This is a genomic window from Leisingera sp. SA215 (assembly GCF_055902035.1).
The window spans coordinates 31,033-49,634 of record NZ_JBVVXU010000010.1; the positions used below are offsets into that span (position 1 = coordinate 31,033).

Sequence of the window (18,602 nt, forward strand, 5' to 3'; positions counted from 1 at the left end):
ATCGGTCGCCCCGACTTGGGGCGGCCGACCTTTGCCGGACCGCTTATTCGGAGTTTTGAGATGCAAATGAAAGCCGTTGGCTACAGGACACCCGGTCCGATCAATCGCGACAATGCGTTGCAAAACATAACGCTTTCTAAGCCCGTACCGAGGGGCCGGGACCTGCTTGTAAAGATACATGCCGTCACGGTGAATCCGGCTGACGTCAAAATCCGCCAGAACGTGGCGCCCGCTAGCGGGGAGTGGCAGGTACTGGGTCTGGATGCTACCGGTGTCGTCGAGGCCGTCGGCAGCGCGGTGCAGGATTTCAAGTCGGGTGATGCGGTGTTTTATGCAGGCTCGCCGGCGCGGCAGGGCACCAACGCCGAATACCACCTTGTCGATGAACGCATCGTTGCGCGCAAACCGTCCACGCTCAGCGACGCCGAGGCGGCAGCCATGCCGCTTGCCTCGTTGACGGCAATGGAAACACTCTTCGACCGGCTCGCTGTCAGCCGCCCCACCACCGAAGGTGCCGGAACCATTCTCGTCATCGCCGCCGATGGAGGCGTCGGCTCAATGGCCGTTCAACTCTTGCGTGAGTTGACTGATTTGACGGTCATCGGCACCGCCTCGGATTCGGCATCCCGGACACGCGTCCAGGCACGCGGAGCGCAATACGTAATCAGCCACAGGCAGCCAATGGCACCGCAAGTCGAGGCACTGAACATCGGCGCACCGGGATTCGTTCTCTCGACTAGCCACACGGCCGAGCATCTGGCGGATATTGCCGAACTGATCGCGCCCCAAGGTCGGCTGGGAGTGACTGACGATGCGAGAAACGGTATCGACGCAATGCCCCTGATGGCAAAGGCCGTTTCTCTGCATTGGGAGGCGATGTCCACCCGGCCTGTCTTTGGAACACCGGACATATCGGAACAAGGCAAGCACCTAAGAAAAATCGCTTCCCTCGCGGCTGCAGGCCGTCTCAATTCTCCCTTGGGAGAGGTTGGCGGCCGCATTAATGCTACCTCGCTCCTCTCGGCCCACGCGCGGGTTGAAAGCGGATCGCTCCAAGGCAAGATAGTGCTTGAGGGATGGGGGGAAGGACAAGTATCGGCTGATTTCGCTGCCGGGGTGGCTGGGTAGATTAGGGTCACCGCGTCTTTCCCAGCGATCTTCCGTAAGTGCGAATGTCTATATTCTAGTCTGCCGCCCAATAGATTCTGCGATAATCCGGCTGAGCTCTGTTTTGTATCGCCTGATTGGACCGGAAAGGTACGATTTTCGTGGATTTTTCCTGTTCAAATTTGAAACCGTCTTTGAACAATCATACGTTCACGGACAGAATGAGTAGGTTACGGTGGTTGCCCGCTCCCGCAACCAACACAATTTCCTCAATACCTTCAAAGGCTTCAGGCATAACGCCCGGAGCCTTTCCTGCGTTTGCACCCGCCGCACCCGCCGCAAGGCGCAGCAGCCCGGCCAGATCGCCCTCAAGGGTCAGATCCAGGCCAGCGCCCTCCGCCGCAGGCGTCAGCACGATCCGTTCCACCAGAGCCCGCAGCGCCTCCTTGGCCTCGACCATGCCCTCGGCCGTGCCAAGGCCCTTGATCCGCCGCGACACCCGCTCCCGGTAGGCCTCCGCCATCGACGGGTGAAACACCACCGGGTCCGGGGCAGGGCTGTGTTCCAGCTTGCGGGTTTCGCAAATTCCCGGACAGGGATTTCGGTAATTCCCGGACAGCTCCGGGCTCCGAACACGGTTGGTCATCGCCTGTCCCGTCACGGCACTCTGCCGATCTTTCAACCGGATCGGGAGGGGACAGGCCACGACGGAAGCAACCGAGGCGCATGACTGTGCAAGACATACGAACGATTTTACGACTGACGCATGACCAGGGGCTTTCGGTGCGCGAGGTTGGCCTGCGCCTGAAGCTCAGCAAGACGACGGTGGCGACCTACCTGCTCCGGGCCAGGGAGGCAGGTCTGAACTGCTGGCCCTTGCCAGCTGGCCGCAATGACGATGCGCCGCTGAAGCAAGTCCTTTTCCAGCGTGTCGGCCGCCCGCCCCGTGGCCTCACGGAGCCCGACTGGCCGAAGATGGCGGCGGAGATGAAGCGCAAAGGGGTGACGCTGGTGCTGCTCTGGGAGGAATACCGGGCGGCGCATCCCGACGGCTATGGCTACACTTGGTTTTGCGAGCGTTACAGGGAGTTCGAGAACCGCATCCGCCCCCGGTATCGCAACCGCCATGAGGCCGGCGCAGTGATGCAGACGGACTCTGCCGGCCAGACGATTTCAATCATCGATCCGGCCACGGGGGTTGAACATCGTGCGCAAATCTTCGCCGCTGTTCTGGGCGCATCAAACTACACCTTCGTTTGGGCGAGCCTCAGCCAGAAGCTGCCGGATTGGATTGAAGCCCAGGTCCGGGCCCTGAAGTTTTTCGGCGGGGTCCCCAGGGGAATTGTCTGCGACAATCTCAAGGCCGCCGTGGCTAAACCGCTCTGGTTCGAGCCGTCACTGACCAAGACGTGTCTCCGACATGGCCACACATTACGATACGACGGTGCTGCCCAGCCCACCAGACCCGATCACCGCTACGCCGATCCACGACAATATCCGTGGACCCGGCTACTACGAGTAACCCCGGAAAGGACAAACAGATGCTCACACATCCCACCCTCGAGCAGATGGTGTCTCGTTGCTGCCGCGCTGCCAGGGGCTTTGAGGATCACAGAAGAAAACTTGGATACCAGTGTCTGTCTTCAGCGTCTCATGTTGCGCCATCTCAGCACATGGTCCCATGTGAGTGATTTGCACAAGTGGCTTGGAAGGCTCTAAATTGATTTGGTAATGGTATCTCGAACAGCCTCAGCACCGTGACCTGCAAGCGCGGGACCGTTCTTTTTGCGCGGACCTGCACCATGGCCGGGCATAGGGGGCAGATGCAGCAGGAGCATGAACCGTGTTTTGCGTTCCACCAGAGTGCCGATCGCCGAGCTCTTCAGGCCGAGGATAAGATCGCCTTCCCAGTGACCCGGCATAGCGCGGTCTTCTGCTTCGGCGGGGCGTTCGCTGATCATGAACTGAACGGACACAAACGGTTTGCCTTTGCCTTTGCCTTTTCGCCGCGCTCGCGGGAGACGTAGCGCCCGTCCGGAACGCAAGCAGGCAACCAACTCCCGCCGCAGCGCACCACGGCCTTGAATGAACAAGGACTGATATTTGGCCTCATGGCTGATACGCATCATCGGGTCATCCGGATAATCAAGAGGCAAACGGCGGGCGACCTGCTCTGGGCTCCAGGCCGTTGCCCATCTGCGATGTTGTCGGCGCACAGACCGTCTCTTCGTCCAAGACACGTCAGGACCGGCCAAGATGTTCCCGTTTGGGCCTTCGATATGACCTGAAAGCCGCTCTTCGACATAGTGCCGCAATGCATCGTTCTGAGCCAGCTTTGGTCTCTTGGGGCGGCGCGCTGATCGATCCGCATGCCATCGCGCTGTTGTCGCCGATATTCAAAGCCCCTTGAGCGTGTCGCTGCATTCCGCCGAAGTTCCAGGGAAACGGTCGAGGCGGATCGTCCAATCTTCCTTGCAATCGCGCAGACACCGAAGCCTTGCGCTCTGTACAAGGCGATCTCTTCGCGCTCAGCAAAACACAGATACCGGCTGGAAAGCGGCTGAGATGCATTTTCAAACTTGGATGGCGGCATGCCTCCGGCCTCCCGAAACCAACGACCGCCAACTGGGGCAGACGCGCCAGCTTGCACGCCAGCTTCTTCGCTGGAAACGCCTTGCTTGATGAGTTGCCAAAACATGACTTGCTGGGAACGCAGTACCGCCCGTGGCCGTCCCGGTAAATGCAGTTTACCTCCTGTGCTGCGCTTTGATGCGCGTTTGCGGTTTGTCATCACAACCTCCAATTCGGAACCGTTGCGACAACCGTTTGAATCCGCCCAAAACCTGTCGATCAAATACGCAGAGCGGTTGGGCGAAGCCGGTACAGAACCTTCGGTCGGCAGCGTTGGAGACAGCTATGACAACGCGCTGGCCGAAACGATCAATGGTCTTTTCAAGGCCGAGGTCATTCACCGCCGCGGCCCTTGGCGCAACTTCGAGGCGGTGGAATACGCAACACTCGAATGGGTGGACTGGTTCAAAAATCGCCGCCTGCTCGAGCCTATAGGGAATATTCCGCCGGCAGAAGCAGAGGCCAATTTCTATGCGGCTATGGAAACTGAGGAACGAGCCGCGTAACGAACTGAAATCAGCCTCCGGCAAAACCGGGGCGGTTCACGTCGCCGCTGCGCTCGTGCGCGCCAGCACCACAGAGCTGGTCGACATCCCGCGGCATGAGGCGGTCGGCGACAAACCCGAGCATCTCGGCAAGCAGGTTGGTGCCGGACGTCTCCGACAGAAGTGCACGCAGCGTCGCGGCGTCTGATAGGCTGTCCTTGGTCATGGTCGTTCTCCTCGGTCATAGGTCAGGTCGGCAAACCAAACCTTAGCCGAAGAACAACCGTGGCCGCCAAGCGGCCCGCGCTACCGGCGGAACTTACACCAACCGTTGGGACACTGCTAATACGACCCGCAGAGTAACGAAAATCTCAATTGCCAAATCGGAGTAACGCGCCTGGCCACCGCGGGTTTTGCAGTGCGACGATGCCCAAAATTCAGCCACATCATTTGACAGCCATACGGCCACATCACCACGTTGCCGAAGGCTTTCGTTGTATTCTGATGCGTTCGCCACCTGATACCGTGCCTTTTTAAACTAGTCCCGACGGGCATCATTCAATTTGTGGGGAAACGATCGTCGCTCACGTCATAGAAAACGCTGAGGATACTTCGAGAAGCCGATCCCTGCAACACGGTCGGACAACACCATTTCGGTGGATCAAAAATCTTGCGCAAACACGCTTGACTGGGCACTCCCCGCTACCGAAGTCCTGACCCCATGGCAGCAAAGTTCCCGGCGACCTGAAAACCCCATAATTTCGCCATACTCGACAGGTTGTCTCAGTATGGTTAGGGAAATTGACAGAGGTACAGGTTATTGGGTCAAGCGGGTATCAGGTGGCTGATGGTCTTGTTCGTCCTCGAGAGCATTGCTGTTATAGCAACCTATCAGATTGTATTTCCCATCGAATGTCACGCGACCGGAATAGCGGGATTGTGCCGCGGGTTGAGGGGGGCGTTTATCAGCGCCATCTGCGTTTCCGCTGCCTTTGTAGTCCTGATGTGCGCTCGTACCAGAAGTTGGCACCGGTTTCTCGAACTGATGAGGGTACCCAATCAAAAGACCTTTTGGGGTAAGGTACACTTGCTGGGCATCGTGATCATATTTCTGCCAGTACTGATCATCCCGCCAGGGGAGGTGAACGAAAAATTCCTTTATGTTTCCATTCTGCTTGCCGGTGGCGGTGCCATAGCAGCACTTGGATTCTTGTTTTGGGTACTAAGGCCGTTGTCCTGGTGGAATTGGCTTGGAACCGCGCGTTTCCAGCCGCTTGTAATCTTGCTGTCGGCTGCATTGATCCCGTCCCTGGCACATTTGATAGAGCCGCTGTGGGCGGTCGAGCTCGTGTCCACCGGCACATTCAAAGGTGTGGCGTTTTTGCTCTCTGCAGTTGATCCTGAGGTTTTCATTGATCCAGGCCGTGCCTGGATCGGGCTTCCAGGATTTGTTGTAGCTGTCGCCAGCCAGTGTTCCGGCATTGAAGGGTTCGCACTGATCAGCGGGTTCATGGTGATATATGCTGTGCTGTTTCGCGAAACACTAAGGCAGAGCGTATTCTGGCTCATTCTTTGGCCAATCGCTCTTCTGGCCAGTTGGGTATTTAATATCCTGCGCATTACTGTCCTGATTCTGCTTGGCAGGTATGTCTCGCCGGAGCTGGCGGTAAACGGCTTTCACAGCTTCGCCGGGTGGTTGCTTTTCATCGTTCTGGCGCTTGGAGTGCTCAATCTCGCTCAAGCTATGCCGACACTCCGCCGAGTGAATTATGCCCTCCCAGACAAGGAAAAATTGAGCGCCAACCCTATAGCCGCTCTGATTGTCCCTTTTATTGCCTTTATGATTTCGGGCGTAATTGTTCATGCATTCTGGGAACACCCTGCTCTTGGATATCCGTTCCAGGCGGCGGTTCTGCTTGGCGTATTGGCCTGGATGCGCAGCGCGCTAATTCCTCAGATCCGGCTGTCGTTGGACCCGTTTTCAATCGCGATAGGTCTTGCCGTAGGAGGCGGATGGGTGTGGTTGTCCGAGCCCTCTCAAGGAGATGACCTGGTTTTGGGAGCTTTAAGCGGTAGCGCGTTCTTGGCCTGGGCGATGGTACGCGCGTTGGGAACCACATTTCTGGTTCCCGTGGTGGAAGAGGCTTTCTTTCGCGGCTACGTTCTAGCCAGGCTCGATACCGGCTCTACGGTCGCAAAAGTTATCGCAGTTTTTGTGTCGACTGCTTTGTTTGCAGCGCTGCATGGGCGCTTGGTTTTGGCAGGCATCGCAGGCCTTTTTTTCGCGGCTGCAATGTTACGCCGGGGTCGACTGGGCGATGCGGTTGTCGCGCATATTGTCGCGAATGCATCCGTCGCCGCAGTCGCCTGGTATACCGAGCAATGGTCTTTGATCTGAGCAGAGCTTACCCTGCCTTGCGGCGCCGGTTCACCTCCCATGCCAGCACCAGAGCAGCGGCTAGAGCTGCGAGAGCCATTGCTCCTGTCGATGCGTCAATTTCAGGAACAGAGGCCGGCCGCCCTCCGCCGATGCTTACATCAACGGCGCCGAGATCGACGCCGATCGATTGAGCCGCTACGACTGTGGGCAGCACACTCAACAATGCAATGAAAGCACCGCAAACACTAACTATCTTGCCAATACACGTCATGGACAGATCCTCTTTTGAACGATTCTCCCCATAATTGAGGCATATTAACTAAAAATCAAATAAGTCTCTGCATTGTTCAGCAGTTAGCGGTCAATCGTGCCGCAGGTGGATCGTTGTTTCAAGTTTCACCGGCCTTCCAGTTCGCACGAGCAAAATTCACTGGAGTGATTTGGACAGAAAAAAACATTCCAGAGCAGGGAGACTGCCTTTGGTCGGCCGAAAGGTGTTGAGCTGGGGGTTATCGAACACGATGAACACCGGGTTCTGCATCAAGGTCTTGAAGGGAGCGCTGGCCCGACATGGCCCGCCCGAGATATTCAACTCTGATCAGGGTTCACAGTTCACCAGTACAGATTTCACCAGCGTGCTGCGTGCCGCCAAGGTGAAGATATCAATCGATGGGCGTGGCCGCTGGGTCCATAATCGCATGATCGTACGGCTCTGGCGCTCGTTGAAATACGAATGCGTCTACTTGAACGCCTTCGAGACCGGTTCGGAGGCCCGCTCCGGGATCGGTACCTGGAGCAGATACTACAACGAAATGCGACCGCACTCATCGCATGGCTTGCTGACCCCGACGGAGGGCTATGTTACTGGAGACCAAAATCTGAAGGCCACCGCCTGAGATGAAACCCATGCTTTAGCTTTAACCGGCGGAAAACTGGTCGAAAAAACCAGGACCACCTCTCTTTTCAATCCCCGCGATTTTGCGCAAAGTTGCCGTTAGCTGTGCGCTATCATACGTTTACATGATTTCGGGGGGTAGGTAGGTTGCGGCGGTTGCCTGCTCCCGCAGATAACGAAATTTCCTTCGTTCTATCAAAGGCTTCTGGCATCCCGCCCGAAGCCTTTTCTGCGTTAGGGCCCGCGCTGCCCGTGCACAGACGCAAAAGCCCCGCCAGATCGCCCTCTAGCGTCAGATCCAGGCCAGTGCCCGCCGCCGCAGGCGTCAGCACGATCCGCTCCACCAGCGCCTCAATGGATTCTTCCATGCCTGGCCTCGCGCTCGGCGGCTTCCCGGTCGACCAGAAGGTTGAGCCGTTCCACGGAGTCAAGGTTTTCGAACTTGGCGCCAGCGCGGCGCTGTTCGTCCAGCGCCTTGGCCATGCCGGTGAAGCCAGACGTCCTTTCGGCATTCAGCCCCTTCTTGTGTTTCAGAGGGGGTATGCTCGGTTCGTCGACCAGTTCTCCCCATGAGCCCGTGAAATCACTGCCCGCGGTCATGCGAAGCGGGCACCTTGATGCCGAAATGCACCGGACAGTCGCCGACCTGACTAATCAAATACTTGCAGGCAGGAATCCTGTCCGGCGGCCGAGATGCAGCCTGGCGATTAAAACCTGAGGCCCGGAACAATCCGCGGCGATGCAACGACAGGATTGGGGCAGGCCTGGCAAACGCTGACGAGCTGCTTGGCAAACTCCAGTTGCCCCAGGTTCGGGGCGAAGATATTCCCCTGAACAGGCCTTCATTCCTTTCGAGTATGGTGATGGGCCTCTTGCGCCCACTCCATCCGAACCCCATGTGCTGAGGTGGTCCGGCACGGATGCGCTGTACCTTACCGGCGCCGGTTCAGGCTTGCACTTGGCTCGGGTCGGCTGTTCAGGAAATATGAAATGGATGCTGTTTTGCGATTGCCAGCACCGGCGGGTTGCCGCCGGACCCGTCAGGGTTGCGGCGGGCGGCATGTCCTGCAAAGTGCAAGATCATGACACCGATGGATTTTGCCGGTTTTGCCGCCGGTCTGGGCGGTCTGTTCATCGGCGGCGAGTTGCTGGTGCGCGGGTCGGCTGCCCTTGCCGCGAAGCTGGGGCTGCCGCCATTCCTCATTGGTCTGACGGTCGTGGGGTTTGGCACCTCGATGCCGGAGCTTCTGGTGTCCCTGGACGCGGCTTTGAAGGGCCTGCCGGAGATAGCGATCGGCAATGTGGTTGGCTCCAACATCAGCAACATCCTGCTGATTATCGGACTGGCGGCGCTGGTCCGGCCCATCGGTCTGGCGCAAGCTGCGCCGGTGCGGGATACGGTGGTTATGACCGCGGCGGCGCTGTTGCTGTTTCTTCCCTTTTCGCAGGGAATGGTGGGCCGGGCAGCAGGTGCGGCCCAGTGCGCGGGGCTGGCGGGTTACCTCGTCTGGGCGTACCGGAGCGCACGCGATGGGGCTGGAGACGCTGGAACCGGGGCGGAGGCAACTGGGGATGTGAGGTGGCCGCTGCTCTGGGCGGCGGCGGGGCTGGCGCTGATGGTGCCGGGGGCTCGGCTGCTGGTCGACGGAGCAGTGGTGATTGCTCAGGGCTTAGGGTTGCCGGAGGCCTATATCGGCCTTACCGTAGTCGCCGTGGGTACCTCGCTGCCAGAACTGGCGGCCTCGATTGTGGCCGCATACCGGCGGCAGCCGGACATTGCGTTGGGCAACATCGTTGGCTCGAATATCTTCAACGTGCTGGGCATCCTAGGGCTGACCGCTGTCATAATGCCGGTCCCTGTTGACCGGCGGTTTTTGGTGTTCGACCTGCCGGTGATGGCGGCGGCCTCCATCCTGCTGATGCTGGTCCTGCTGCGCGGGCAGCGCTTGGGCCGGAGGGGCGGTCTGTGCCTGATTGCGGGATTTGCGGTCTATGTCTGGAGTGCGCAGGGGTGACTGGAGAACGGCGATGTTCATAGATCCGGGCAGTTATGCCCCGGCGCTGTCGCTGGCCCTGACAGCGGCGGTCTTTGCGGCATTTGCCAGCGAGCGGCGGCCAGCGGATATGGTAGCTTTTGTCGGCGCATGCACCGCACTGCCGCTGGGGCTGGTGACCACAGAGGATGTGCTGGCGGCGCTGGCCAACCCGGCCCCGGCAACAATTGGCGTGATGTTCATTCTCAGCGCGGCGTTGGTACGGACCGGTGTTCTGGAGCTGCTGACAGGGATCATGGCGCGGCTGGCGAGGCGCCATGCTGTCCTTGCTCTTGGCGCCTTCTTTACCGCGGCGGCGGCGGCATCTGCGGTTCTAAACAATACGCCGGTGGCCATGGTGCTGATTCCGGTCGCCATCGGCCTCGCCCGGGATGCCGGGACAATCCCGTCAAAGCTGCTGATCCCGCTGTCCTATTCGGTGATCCTGGGCGGTACGATCACGATGATCGGAACCTCCACCAATCTGTTGGTGGATGGTATCTCGCGAGGCCTTGGGCTGGCGCCGTTCGGGCTGTTCGAAATTGCACCGCTGGGCCTGGCGGTGTCGGTGGCGGGGGGCGGGTTCCTTGCTCTTGCAGGGAGGCATCTGCTGCCAGGCCGCGAAACGGTGTCGAGCCTGACGGCGGTGCGGGGGGCAAAGAGCTGGCTGTTGGATGTTTTTATCCCGGAAGGCTCTCCCCTTATCGGCATGCCGCCTCTGGCGGCGCCGGAACTGACGAGGGGCGGCGGCCGGGTAGCCGACGTCGTGCGCGGAGATGCCTCGCTGCGCCGGGATCTGGCGGCAGTGCGGTTGGAAGCGGGCGATATCGTGGTGTTGAAGGCTCGCGACAGCGAGCTTCGTGCTTTCAGCGAAGGCATTGCGCGGGGAGCAGAGATTCCGGACCTGGAAAGCGGCCGCACACGCTTGTCGCAGACCGCCGAGTTGCTGGTCGGACCGGGATCTAGAGCGGCTGGGCGGACACTGGGCGGTCTGCGCTGGCGGCGGCGGTTCGGGGTTTACCCGCTGGCGCTGCACCGCAGGGGGGCCTCTGTAAGGGAGCGGCTGGAAAATACAGCGCTGAGGGCAGGAGATACGCTGCTGGTCGAGGGGGCGCCTGCGGATATTCAGCGGCTGGTGCGGGAGCAGAACCTAGTGCCGCTTGGGGAGAGGCAGGCCCGCGCCTTCCGGCACCGCAAGGCGCCTCTGGCCGCGGCGATCCTGCTAGGTGTGGTGGTGTTGGCGGGTCTTGATGCGGCACCGATACTGGCCCTGGCGCTGATTGGCGCAGCGCTGGTTTTGCTGACGGGATGCATCGAGCCTGACGAAGCATTTGCGGCGGTGGACGGGCGCCTGCTGATCCTGATCGTGTCGATGCTGGTGCTTGGCCGTGCGCTGGACAGGAGCGGGTCGATAAATCTGATTGTCGGTTCTCTGACCCCCTTGCTGGCGATGGTAAGCCCCTGGGCCGCCTTGGCGATCATGTTTACCGCCACGGCTGTCCTGACTGAAGTTCTGACCAACAGCGCGGTTGCAGTAATCATGACCCCGCTGGTGGTAGGGGTCGCGGTCAGCTTAGGGGTGGATCCGCGCCCTTTTGCAGTGTCTGTGATGTTTGCAGCGTCGGCCAGTTTTGCCACTCCGTTCGGGTACCAGACCAACACTTTGGTCTATGGGGCGGGCGGCTACAAGTTCATAGATTTTCTGCGGATCGGGGTCCCGATGAACATTGTCACAGGAACTGTTACCGTCCTTTTGATCCCGCTGCTCTGGCCGCTGAACTGAGTGGCGCGCGCGCCTGAGCCCCGCCGCGTATGGCAGGGGCAGAAAGGAAGAGGGGAGATTTGTAAGATCATGTTTTTAATAAGGTAGTTATTTTCACGGAGCACTTGCCTTTGCGTCAGTCCGTACCCATCTCAAAGGTAGGCGGTCCAATGTGGACCGCTGTCTCTCTGATGGAGAAGCAGATGAGCAGAGCAGCTTATGGCGCTCTTCTCGCGGCCTTGGCGGCGCTCCCGGCTAACGCAATGAGCGCCGGGATTGATGTCGATGGCGATGGAAAAGCGTCCCTCACAGAATTGCAGGCCGTCTACTCCGGTGTAACCGGGGAACTGTTCGCCGAAATCGACACTAATGGCGACGGGTTTCTGGACGATGAGGAAATGGCGGATGCGGTTTCCGCCGGGGTTCTGGAGGACCCGGTGATCGACTTGTAACCACTGGGGCGGAGTGCGTCCGATGCGTTTCCATGACATGTTCCGCTGGGGGTATGCGGTCCTTGGGTTCTGGCTGATACTATCCTCTTACTGCTGTTTGGCGGGCTGCCGCAGGCAGGCGGTCGGCTGTCCGGTGACACTGTCACCTTAATGGCCGCCGGGCTGGCGGCACTTGCCATTGCCGGCATTGACCGGAATAGGCATGAGCTGCTGGAGGCGAACACAGTATTTTTGCTTGGTGTGCTGCTGTTCGTATCGCCGGAACTGGCTGGCTTCAAAGGCACTCCCGCAGCTGTTTGGAATGCGGTGGCATCGGGGGCCATTCTGGTTTTGGGCGCCTCTTGCGAACTCTACCTGCATTGGCCTGACAGCAAGGCCTGAACGGACCTGACCGCCTTGGTCATGCAATTTCTCTGAGGTCGGCTTGAAAAAAGGAAGCAATGCCATGACAATCCGCAGGCTGTTCGAAGAGCTGGAAACAGATATCGAATGGATCGCTCCAGTCTCACCAGTGGACGTGGCCCTTGCCCTTCTGGCACAGGACGGCACATCCGCGTTGCTGGTATCACCTGACAAGCGATCAATGGCAGGTATTCTGACCGGCAGCGACATCGTTCGTTATCTCGAGGCGAATAAGAAGCTGCCTGGAAATCTTCGTGTGCAAAATATCATGACACACCCGGTCATCTCCTGCGACGCCCATCAGCCTGTGCAGCGCTTGGAATGGCTGATGTCAAAGCACAACGTGCGCCATATTCCGGTAACAGAGGACGGGGTGCCGGTTGCAGTGGTCGGCATTCTGGATGTAACCCGCTACCGGCTGCTGACGGTGGAACAGGAGGCCGAGGAGCTGCGCGAGTATGTCGCCGGGGCGCCCTGGCGCGGCAAGACAAACCCGCGGCGGCAATCCTGAACTGTACAGAAACCGCGCCCTGCATGGTGCAACTGAGGACAACCAAAATGGTCCTGGCCGGACACCCCAAATTGGCAGCCGCCAAACAAGCGGCATTGGAACTGACGGAGAAGCTTCTGCGCTTCATCCCGCAGCTTGTATCGCGCCCGCCATCGCGGTCCGGGGTTAGGCCAGAGCCACGCCCGGAAGCCGCGGTGGAGGACGGTTGGGAACCTGCGGAAACGTTGCAGCGGGAGCCGGGACCACGGCGGCACCATCTACCGGATTGCGATACTGGCTGCGATGAGATGGACAGCGGCGGTGCAGCACCTGGCCGCTACAACGGCGGCCATTACCGCGGATAATTGCCGGGGAGGATCAGTTCCCCAGGTTCTTTTCGTAGACGGCCTTTCCATCTCCGTCGCGGTAGAAGTCCGGGAACTCAGCGCACAGGGAATAGCCTATCTGCTCGTAGAACCGCCTGGCCGCCGCATAAGGCGGGCCGCTAGATGTGTCGATGTAGACCTTGCGGCCGTTTGCCTGCCGGATTTCCGCTTCGGCCCGTTTCATCAGCAGTCTGCCCAAACCGTTCCCTTGGTGGGCGGGGTCTACGGCAATCCAATAGAGATCCCAGCTGTGTTCGCTGCCCGGCACCGGGCCGTAGCAAGCATAGCCACTCAGCTCGGCACCCTGTTCGGCGAGGAGGAAATGGTAGCCTGAGGCCGCGCCGCTGGCCATCCGTTCCTGCGCCAGCTCGCCTGCAATTACGATCTCTTCGCCGGAGAACTTGCCGGTTTCAGCAACCAGACGCTTGATCCGGTCTGCGTCACCTGCCCTCAGAGTTTTGCGCCAGCGGCGTTTTGGCGTCGGGGCAAGGGGTGGCGGCACTGCAGGCTTTGGGTGCTGCGCAATCCCTTCAGCCAGTCCTTTGAAAAACGCCGCAGCGGTTTCGCCGAGGGTGCGCACCAGATAGCCGCCTTCCTGCACCACGAGGATGGGGCGGGGCTGCCGGCCGATGCTGACGCCGGCACGATGGAAATCACAGGGCCGGAGTTTCCAAGTGCCGGTCGGGTCGCCGCGGCCGGTGTCGAAGCCAAGGCAGAGAACCAGAAAACAGGGATCATGCTCCGCAACACGGAAGAGTGCCCTGTTCAGGGCGGAGTGGTAGTCTTCGGGTGATGCTTGTTCGGCCAGAGGGATGTTGAGGTTGTATCCCGCGCCGGAGCCCTGACCTGTTTCATCCCGGAAACCAGTGAAATAGGGGTAGGCAAAGCTGGGATCGCCGTGGATGGAAACTGTTAGCACATCGGCGCGGTCATAAAATATGTCCTGTTGACCGTTGCCATGGTGATAGTCGATGTCGAGCATTGCGACCCTGCCGTGCCGGGCCAGAAAATTTGCGGCAATGGCTGCATTTGACAGGTAACAGAAGCCGCCGAAAGTCTTGCGTTCGGCGTGATGGCCGGGCGGGCGGACCAGTGCATAGGCGGCAGCGGCGCCGTTAAGTACTTCCTCGGCCGCGGTGAGCGTGCAATCCACCGCGCGGCGGGCCGCGGGCCAGGCGTTGCGGTTGATTGGCGTGAAGGTGTCGATGCACCAGTATCCCGCCAGCACCGAGCGCTCGCGGGGGCGGCGGTCCGGATTGCGGACCGGAAAGACATAGGGGTAGACCGCGCCTTTTGCCGGCGCTTCGGCGCAGGCGCTGCGCAGATAGTCCACCAGTTTTGCATCATGCACAGCTTTGATCCAGCGATCCGGGAAACGCCGCGGCGGCAAGCGCGCGAACAGCCCGGTGGCCTCCAGCGCCTCGGTAATGGCGGAGATCCGCACCGGACTTTCGACATAGCCTCGGGCAGGGACGTGGTGGATGTCGTGCCGGTCGTTGATGACCATCGGCAACTGCAAACCGGTCGGCGGCGGCAGTGTTACGGAACGGGTGGTGTAACGCGGCGCCCGCAGCCTGTAACGGCCTTGAACAACGGACGCGGTGACCCGCCGGACATATTCCGGCGGGCAAAGTTCTGCGTATTTCCGTTCCAGAATGGCGCAGAAAATCTCTTTCAGCCGCTTTGCGTGCGGCAGCTCGAATTGGCCGAGTCCGTCAAAGACGAGATGCGGCATGTCGGTATCTTCTGCGGATAGTGGCAGCTCATAGCCGGTGCCGGTTATCGGGCGGGCGCCGTAGCGTTCGTAGAACTTCAGCCGCGCTGCGTTCTGGGCCGCTGTCTCCCGGTCCTGGAGAGAGGCTGTGTTGTCGGGCAGGCATTCGAAATACAGTCCCTCAGAGTCCATTGAAAGGGCTTCGTGACGCAGCCGCTGGTACAGCGCGCCGCCAACGCCTGAGCCGGGCGCCTCGCCTGGTGTTGTGGCAAGGATATCGAGAAAGGCAAAAGACAGCTCAGGATCAAATAGCATCAGGGCGGTGCCACGCACCTCTCCACGTCCGTTCTCGGCCACGAACAATGATGGCAGGAAGCGTTTGGCGAAAGGGTTGCTAAGATGGTCTGGAAGCGTGTCGATGTCGGCGGCACGCTTTCCAGGAAACTGGGCGCGCAGGATGGTCAGGACTTTTTCTATGACTGCCCGGCTGGCGGGGGCGTGGGCATCAGCTATCTTGCGGATGCGGAACATGGTGCGAATCCTTGTCCGGTGCGGTGAGCGCAATCTCCGCGAGATGCGCGATCAATGTGTCGAAACTGACCCTGGCCTGTTCTGCGGCAGCGGCAAAACCGGCGTCCGGAGCAAGGCAGGGGTTTGTGTTCACTTCCAGAACCCAGGGCTGGCTGGCATCATCTACGCGGAAATCCACTCGCGCATAACCCTTGATCCCGAAGACATGCCAGGCACGCCTCGCTAATGCTTCAAGCCGGTTCAGCAAAGCGTTGTCGCGGGCCGGGAAATCGAACCGCCTGGGCGTGTGGTGATAGCTGTGGGATGTTTCGTCCCATTTGGCGGCGTAGTCTACGATGCGCGGAACATCATCGGGGAATTCCTCGAACAGGATTTCCGCTGGCGGCAGGACCTGCACCCCTTCAGCGGTCTCAAGCAGAGACAGGTTGAATTCCCGCCCGCGGATGTAGGCTTCCGCAAAGAAGGCGCCGCCAAATCGGGCTTCCCGCCGCGTGATTTCCCCTGCCGCCTGCCCCCCAGGCACCACCGACTGGGCATCAATACCCAGCGAGGCATGTTCGGACACAGATTTGACGATCACCTGCTGGTGGCCAGCAAGGCCGGCTCCGGACTGCGACCAGGCCGGCGTTGGCAGCCCGTTCAGGGCCATCAGGCGTTTCTGGCCGGTCTTGCTGAGGGTTGCCGACTGCGCGGTGGCGCCACAACCGGTGAACGGAATGCCAAGGCGCTCTAGCAGCAGGGGAACTTCCGCTGCCCGTGTCATGTCGCTGTCAATGGCCTCCACCATATTGAAGACAAGGCCGGGCCGGTCTTCTGAAACCCAGGGCAGGGTCAGCAAGGGGCCCTTTACATGGGCCAGCCAAGCTCTGTGCCCCTGCCGTTTCAGCGCCCTGCAGATTGCCTTGGAAGTATCGCGGGTATCCCGTTCATCCGGGCTGTCTCCGTTTGCCCCATGCAGGACGGCAATGTTCAAGGGTTTCATAGCGCGTTGCGCAGGTTCACCGTGCTCTCCTCCAGGCCGAAACGGCGGATGGCAGCCGAAGTGATTTCCGCAATCAGATTGCTGTAATCCAGGCCTGCCTTTGCCGACAGGATCGGTAGATCGGAATGGCTGGGGTGCAAGCCGGGCAGTGTATTCACCTCCAGGAAATGCGGCTGTCCCATGGCGTCGGAGCGCAGGTCGATACGCGCGGCGTCGCGGCAGCCAAGCGCTTGGTATGCCGCAAGTGCCGCCGTGCCTGCTGCACTGGCCTCTGCGTCGTTCGCGAGGCGGTAGCTGACGCGGCTTTCCCACTGTTCCTTGTTCTGGAAGCTGTATATTTCAGCTTCGGCTGTTTCGAGCAGCAGGATTTCCATCACCGCGATGACGCGGGCCTCTGTCCCGTTGCCCAGCAACCCGACCGTGAACTCCCGGCCTGGCAAGAAACATTCGGCCAGGACCGGTTGGCGGAACCGCTGGCGCAGGGAGTGGGCAACGGCACTCGCCTGCTGTCTATCTGCCGCTTTGGAGGCGTGCTCACAGCCTTTTCCGGTGCCCTCGGCCAAGGGCTTCAGGAAGACCGGAAAGCGAAGACACAAGCTGCAGTCGTCCGCTGAGGCTTCGAGCACCGCAAAGGGCGCGGTCGGGATGCCCGCGTCGCGCACGATCCGCTTTGCCATGGCCTTGTCCAGGCCTAAGGCTTGGGTCAGTGGATCAGAGAAAGTATAGGCGATGCCGAATGCCTCCAAGAGGGCTGGAACCTGTGCCTCGCGCGCGCGGCCGTGCAGGCCCTCGGCGATGTTGAAGACAAGGTCCCAGCGGTCCCCGGCAACCAGCCGCTGCGCCAAACTGCGGACATGGCCGATCCGCTGGGTCTGGTGGCCCAGCGATCGCAGCACGGTTTCGATGGCAGAAATGGTTTCCGGGCTGTCGAACTCGGCCATCGCCTCATTGCTGAGGCCGGAGCCCTGGTGGTCGTCGCGCAGGTCGTATGTCAGGCCGATCAGCATGGCCGGCGCCCCTTTTCTGTGCCCGGGCTGCCGCACGGGTCAGGGTATCGGTATAGGCTGTTTTCGAAATTGCGCAGGATCAGATCGCTGCCGTCGCGCCCGGCCACATAATTTGGCTGCAGCGGGATCTTGCCGCCGCCGCCGGGGGCATCGATGACAAATTGAGGCACAGCATAGCCGGTGGTGTGGCCGCGCAGACCCTCGATGATTTCCAGCCCCTTCGAGACCGGGGTGCGGAAATGGGCCGAGCCGGTGATCGGGTCGCACTGATAAAGATAATAGGGTTTGATCCGCCGCATTAGCAGCCCGTGGTACATCGGCTTCAGGATATCCACGCTGTCGTTGACCCCCTTCAGCAGCACAGTCTGCGAACCGAGCGGGATGCCCGCATCCGCCAGCCTCCGGCAGGCCTCGGTGGCTTCCGGCGTCAGCTCGCTGGGATGGGTGACATGGATCGACATCCACAGCGGATGGTGCCGTTTCAGAACACGCACCAGATCGCGGGATATCCGCATTGGCAGCACGATCGGCACCTTGGTGCCCAGCCGGATAAATTCCACATGGGGGATCGCACGCAGGCGACCCAGCAGATAACCCAGCTTGTCGTCAGAAATGGTCAGCGGGTCGCCGCCCGACAGCAGCACGTCTCGGACCTCGCGATGCGCGGCGATATACTCAAGCGCCCGGTCCCATTGGCGCACCGAAAACTGGTACTCGCCGCCCGACTGGCCCACCATCCGCGACCGGGTGCAATAGCGGCAGTAGGTTGAGCAGGTGCCGGTGGTCAGAAACAGCACCCGGTCCGGATAGCGGTGGACAAGCCCTGGCACCGAAGTGTCGTGATCCTCCCCCAGCGGGTCGTCCGCTTCACCTGGCGTGCGCAGATATTCCTGTCCGACCGGGATATGGGTGCGCCGTAGCGGCTCAGCGGGGTCATCGAGCCCCATGAGGCTGGCGTAATAGGGCGTGATGCCGACAGGCAGCCCGCCCTGATGCCGATCCAGAGCCGCCTGTTCCTCCTCGCTCAGCTCGAAAATACGGCTGAGTGCCTCCTGGCTGCGTATTCGGTTGCGCATCTGCCAGCGCCAGTCGTTCCACTCGACGGCAGAGACCGCAGGAAAGAAAACCTTTCGGAAGGCCCTGGTTGCTTCTCCAACCGGAAACTTGGGCGGGTATGTGCGGCGGGTTCGGCTGGCCCCTTGGCTGCTGCGTGCATTTGGCGGGTTTGGCAATTGGAAATCTGCGCGGTCCGCGGTGGTCTCCGGAGGTTCCTGGCTTTCTTGAGCGCCGGAACCTGAAGCAAGGGTATGATCCATACAAGGTTTTCCCTGCGCCCAGAGTGCCG

The 18,602-nt window shown here is 60.4% G+C and carries 16 protein-coding genes and 5 pseudogenes; 10 read left to right on the plus strand and 11 right to left on the minus strand.

The genetic code is table 11. From position 1 onward, the window contains the following. Nucleotides 1–66 precede the first annotated feature (66 nt). Nucleotides 67–1,128, plus strand: coding sequence for a zinc-binding alcohol dehydrogenase family protein (locus tag AC0KW6_RS12455; protein ID WP_474035037.1), 1,062 nt, complete (start codon nt 67–69; stop codon nt 1,126–1,128). 181 nt (nt 1,129–1,309) lie between these two features. Here AC0KW6_RS12455 and AC0KW6_RS12460 read toward each other — a convergent pair whose 3' ends face one another. Beyond that, nucleotides 1,310–1,753 carry a hypothetical protein gene (locus AC0KW6_RS12460; protein ID WP_474035038.1) on the minus strand — a complete coding sequence of 148 codons (444 nt, stop codon included), beginning with the start codon at nt 1,751–1,753 and terminating at the stop codon, nt 1,310–1,312. An 80-nt stretch (nt 1,754–1,833) separates the two neighbouring features. On the opposite strand from AC0KW6_RS12460, the pseudogene istA reads away from it, so the two are divergent. Next, nucleotides 1,834–2,563: pseudogene (gene istA, locus AC0KW6_RS12465) on the plus strand (IS21 family transposase); the annotation flags it as partial. A 119-nt stretch (nt 2,564–2,682) separates the two neighbouring features. Here istA and AC0KW6_RS12470 read toward each other — a convergent pair. Continuing rightward, a pseudogene (locus tag AC0KW6_RS12470) lies at nt 2,683–3,898 on the minus strand (IS30 family transposase); the annotation flags it as partial. Between the two features lie 43 nt (nt 3,899–3,941). Between AC0KW6_RS12470 and AC0KW6_RS12475 the strand changes: the two are divergent. Further along, nucleotides 3,942–4,244 (plus strand): annotated as a pseudogene (locus AC0KW6_RS12475) (integrase core domain-containing protein); the annotation flags it as partial. Between the two features lie 40 nt (nt 4,245–4,284). Here the strand turns inward: AC0KW6_RS12475 and AC0KW6_RS12480 are convergent. Next, nucleotides 4,285–4,449, minus strand: a pseudogene (locus tag AC0KW6_RS12480) (IS256 family transposase); the annotation flags it as partial. Nucleotides 4,450–4,542: 93 nt separating this feature from the next. Next, complete coding sequence (locus AC0KW6_RS12485; protein WP_474035039.1) at nt 4,543–4,740, minus strand: transposase; 198 nt, start codon at nt 4,738–4,740, stop codon at nt 4,543–4,545. A 330-nt stretch (nt 4,741–5,070) separates the two neighbouring features. Here AC0KW6_RS12485 and xrtE point away from each other — a divergent pair, with 330 nt between their 5' ends. Beyond that, nucleotides 5,071–6,621 carry an exosortase E/protease, VPEID-CTERM system gene (xrtE, locus tag AC0KW6_RS12490; protein ID WP_323775706.1) on the plus strand — a complete coding sequence of 517 codons (1,551 nt, stop codon included), beginning with the start codon at nt 5,071–5,073 and terminating at the stop codon, nt 6,619–6,621. A 7-nt stretch (nt 6,622–6,628) separates the two neighbouring features. Here the strand turns inward: xrtE and AC0KW6_RS12495 are convergent, their stop codons facing one another. Beyond that, nucleotides 6,629–6,874 carry a VPEID-CTERM sorting domain-containing protein gene (locus AC0KW6_RS12495; RefSeq protein WP_323775707.1) on the minus strand — a complete coding sequence of 82 codons (246 nt, stop codon included), beginning with the start codon at nt 6,872–6,874 and terminating at the stop codon, nt 6,629–6,631. A gap of 217 nt (nt 6,875–7,091) precedes the next feature. Here AC0KW6_RS12495 and AC0KW6_RS12500 point away from each other — a divergent pair. After that, nucleotides 7,092–7,499: pseudogene (locus AC0KW6_RS12500) on the plus strand (transposase); the annotation flags it as partial. 112 nt (nt 7,500–7,611) lie between these two features. Here the strand turns inward: AC0KW6_RS12500 and AC0KW6_RS12505 are convergent. Both AC0KW6_RS12505 and AC0KW6_RS12510 read right to left on the minus strand, forming a co-directional pair. Further along, the gene (locus tag AC0KW6_RS12505) at nt 7,612–7,866 is read right to left on the minus strand and encodes a hypothetical protein (protein WP_323775708.1); all 255 of its coding nucleotides are present in this window, start codon (nt 7,864–7,866) and stop codon (nt 7,612–7,614) included. Further along, nucleotides 7,850–8,098: a hypothetical protein gene (locus AC0KW6_RS12510; RefSeq protein WP_323775709.1), complete on the minus strand. Its 249-nt coding sequence runs from the start codon at nt 8,096–8,098 to the stop codon at nt 7,850–7,852. Before AC0KW6_RS12510 ends, AC0KW6_RS12505 begins: the two co-directional genes overlap by 17 nt. Nucleotides 8,099–8,580: 482 nt before the next feature. Between AC0KW6_RS12510 and AC0KW6_RS12515 the strand changes: the two genes are divergently transcribed. The 5 genes from AC0KW6_RS12515 to AC0KW6_RS12535 all read left to right on the plus strand — a co-directional run bounded on the left by AC0KW6_RS12515 (nt 8,581) and on the right by AC0KW6_RS12535 (nt 12,658). Further along, entirely contained in the window at nt 8,581–9,513 is a 933-nt protein-coding gene (locus AC0KW6_RS12515; RefSeq protein WP_323775710.1) for a calcium/sodium antiporter, read from the plus strand. A gap of 13 nt (nt 9,514–9,526) precedes the next feature. After that, nucleotides 9,527–11,314, plus strand: coding sequence for an SLC13 family permease (locus AC0KW6_RS12520; protein WP_323775711.1), 1,788 nt, complete (start codon nt 9,527–9,529; stop codon nt 11,312–11,314). Between the two features lie 182 nt (nt 11,315–11,496). Continuing rightward, nucleotides 11,497–11,745 (plus strand): EF-hand domain-containing protein, encoded by a 249-nt coding sequence (locus tag AC0KW6_RS12525; RefSeq protein WP_323775712.1) that lies wholly within the window; start codon nt 11,497–11,499, stop codon nt 11,743–11,745. A 126-nt stretch (nt 11,746–11,871) separates the two neighbouring features. Then, nucleotides 11,872–12,126 carry an SPW repeat protein gene (locus AC0KW6_RS12530; RefSeq protein ID WP_474035087.1) on the plus strand — a complete coding sequence of 85 codons (255 nt, stop codon included), beginning with the start codon at nt 11,872–11,874 and terminating at the stop codon, nt 12,124–12,126. A 64-nt stretch (nt 12,127–12,190) separates the two neighbouring features. After that, the gene (locus AC0KW6_RS12535; RefSeq protein WP_323775714.1) at nt 12,191–12,658 is read left to right on the plus strand and encodes a CBS domain-containing protein; all 468 of its coding nucleotides are present in this window, start codon (nt 12,191–12,193) and stop codon (nt 12,656–12,658) included. A gap of 357 nt (nt 12,659–13,015) precedes the next feature. Here AC0KW6_RS12535 and AC0KW6_RS12540 read toward each other — a convergent pair whose 3' ends face one another. Genes AC0KW6_RS12540 through AC0KW6_RS12555 form a run of 4 tightly spaced genes read right to left on the minus strand, consistent with a single transcriptional unit; the run spans nt 13,016 to nt 18,573 of the window. After that, complete coding sequence (locus AC0KW6_RS12540; RefSeq protein WP_323775715.1) at nt 13,016–15,268, minus strand: GNAT family N-acetyltransferase; 2,253 nt, start codon at nt 15,266–15,268, stop codon at nt 13,016–13,018. Beyond that, on the minus strand, nt 15,243–16,250 hold the full coding sequence (locus AC0KW6_RS12545; protein ID WP_474035040.1) for a D-alanine--D-alanine ligase family protein: 1,008 nt from the start codon (nt 16,248–16,250) through the stop codon (nt 15,243–15,245). Before AC0KW6_RS12545 ends, AC0KW6_RS12540 begins: the two co-directional genes overlap by 26 nt. Further along, nucleotides 16,247–17,257 carry a D-alanine--D-alanine ligase family protein gene (locus AC0KW6_RS12550; protein WP_474035041.1) on the minus strand — a complete coding sequence of 337 codons (1,011 nt, stop codon included), beginning with the start codon at nt 17,255–17,257 and terminating at the stop codon, nt 16,247–16,249. The genes AC0KW6_RS12545 and AC0KW6_RS12550 overlap by 4 nt, the downstream gene beginning before the upstream one ends. Next, nucleotides 17,251–18,573: a KamA family radical SAM protein gene (locus tag AC0KW6_RS12555; protein WP_474035042.1), complete on the minus strand. Its 1,323-nt coding sequence runs from the start codon at nt 18,571–18,573 to the stop codon at nt 17,251–17,253. The genes AC0KW6_RS12550 and AC0KW6_RS12555 overlap by 7 nt, the downstream gene beginning before the upstream one ends. Between the last annotated feature and the right edge of the window lie 29 nt (nt 18,574–18,602).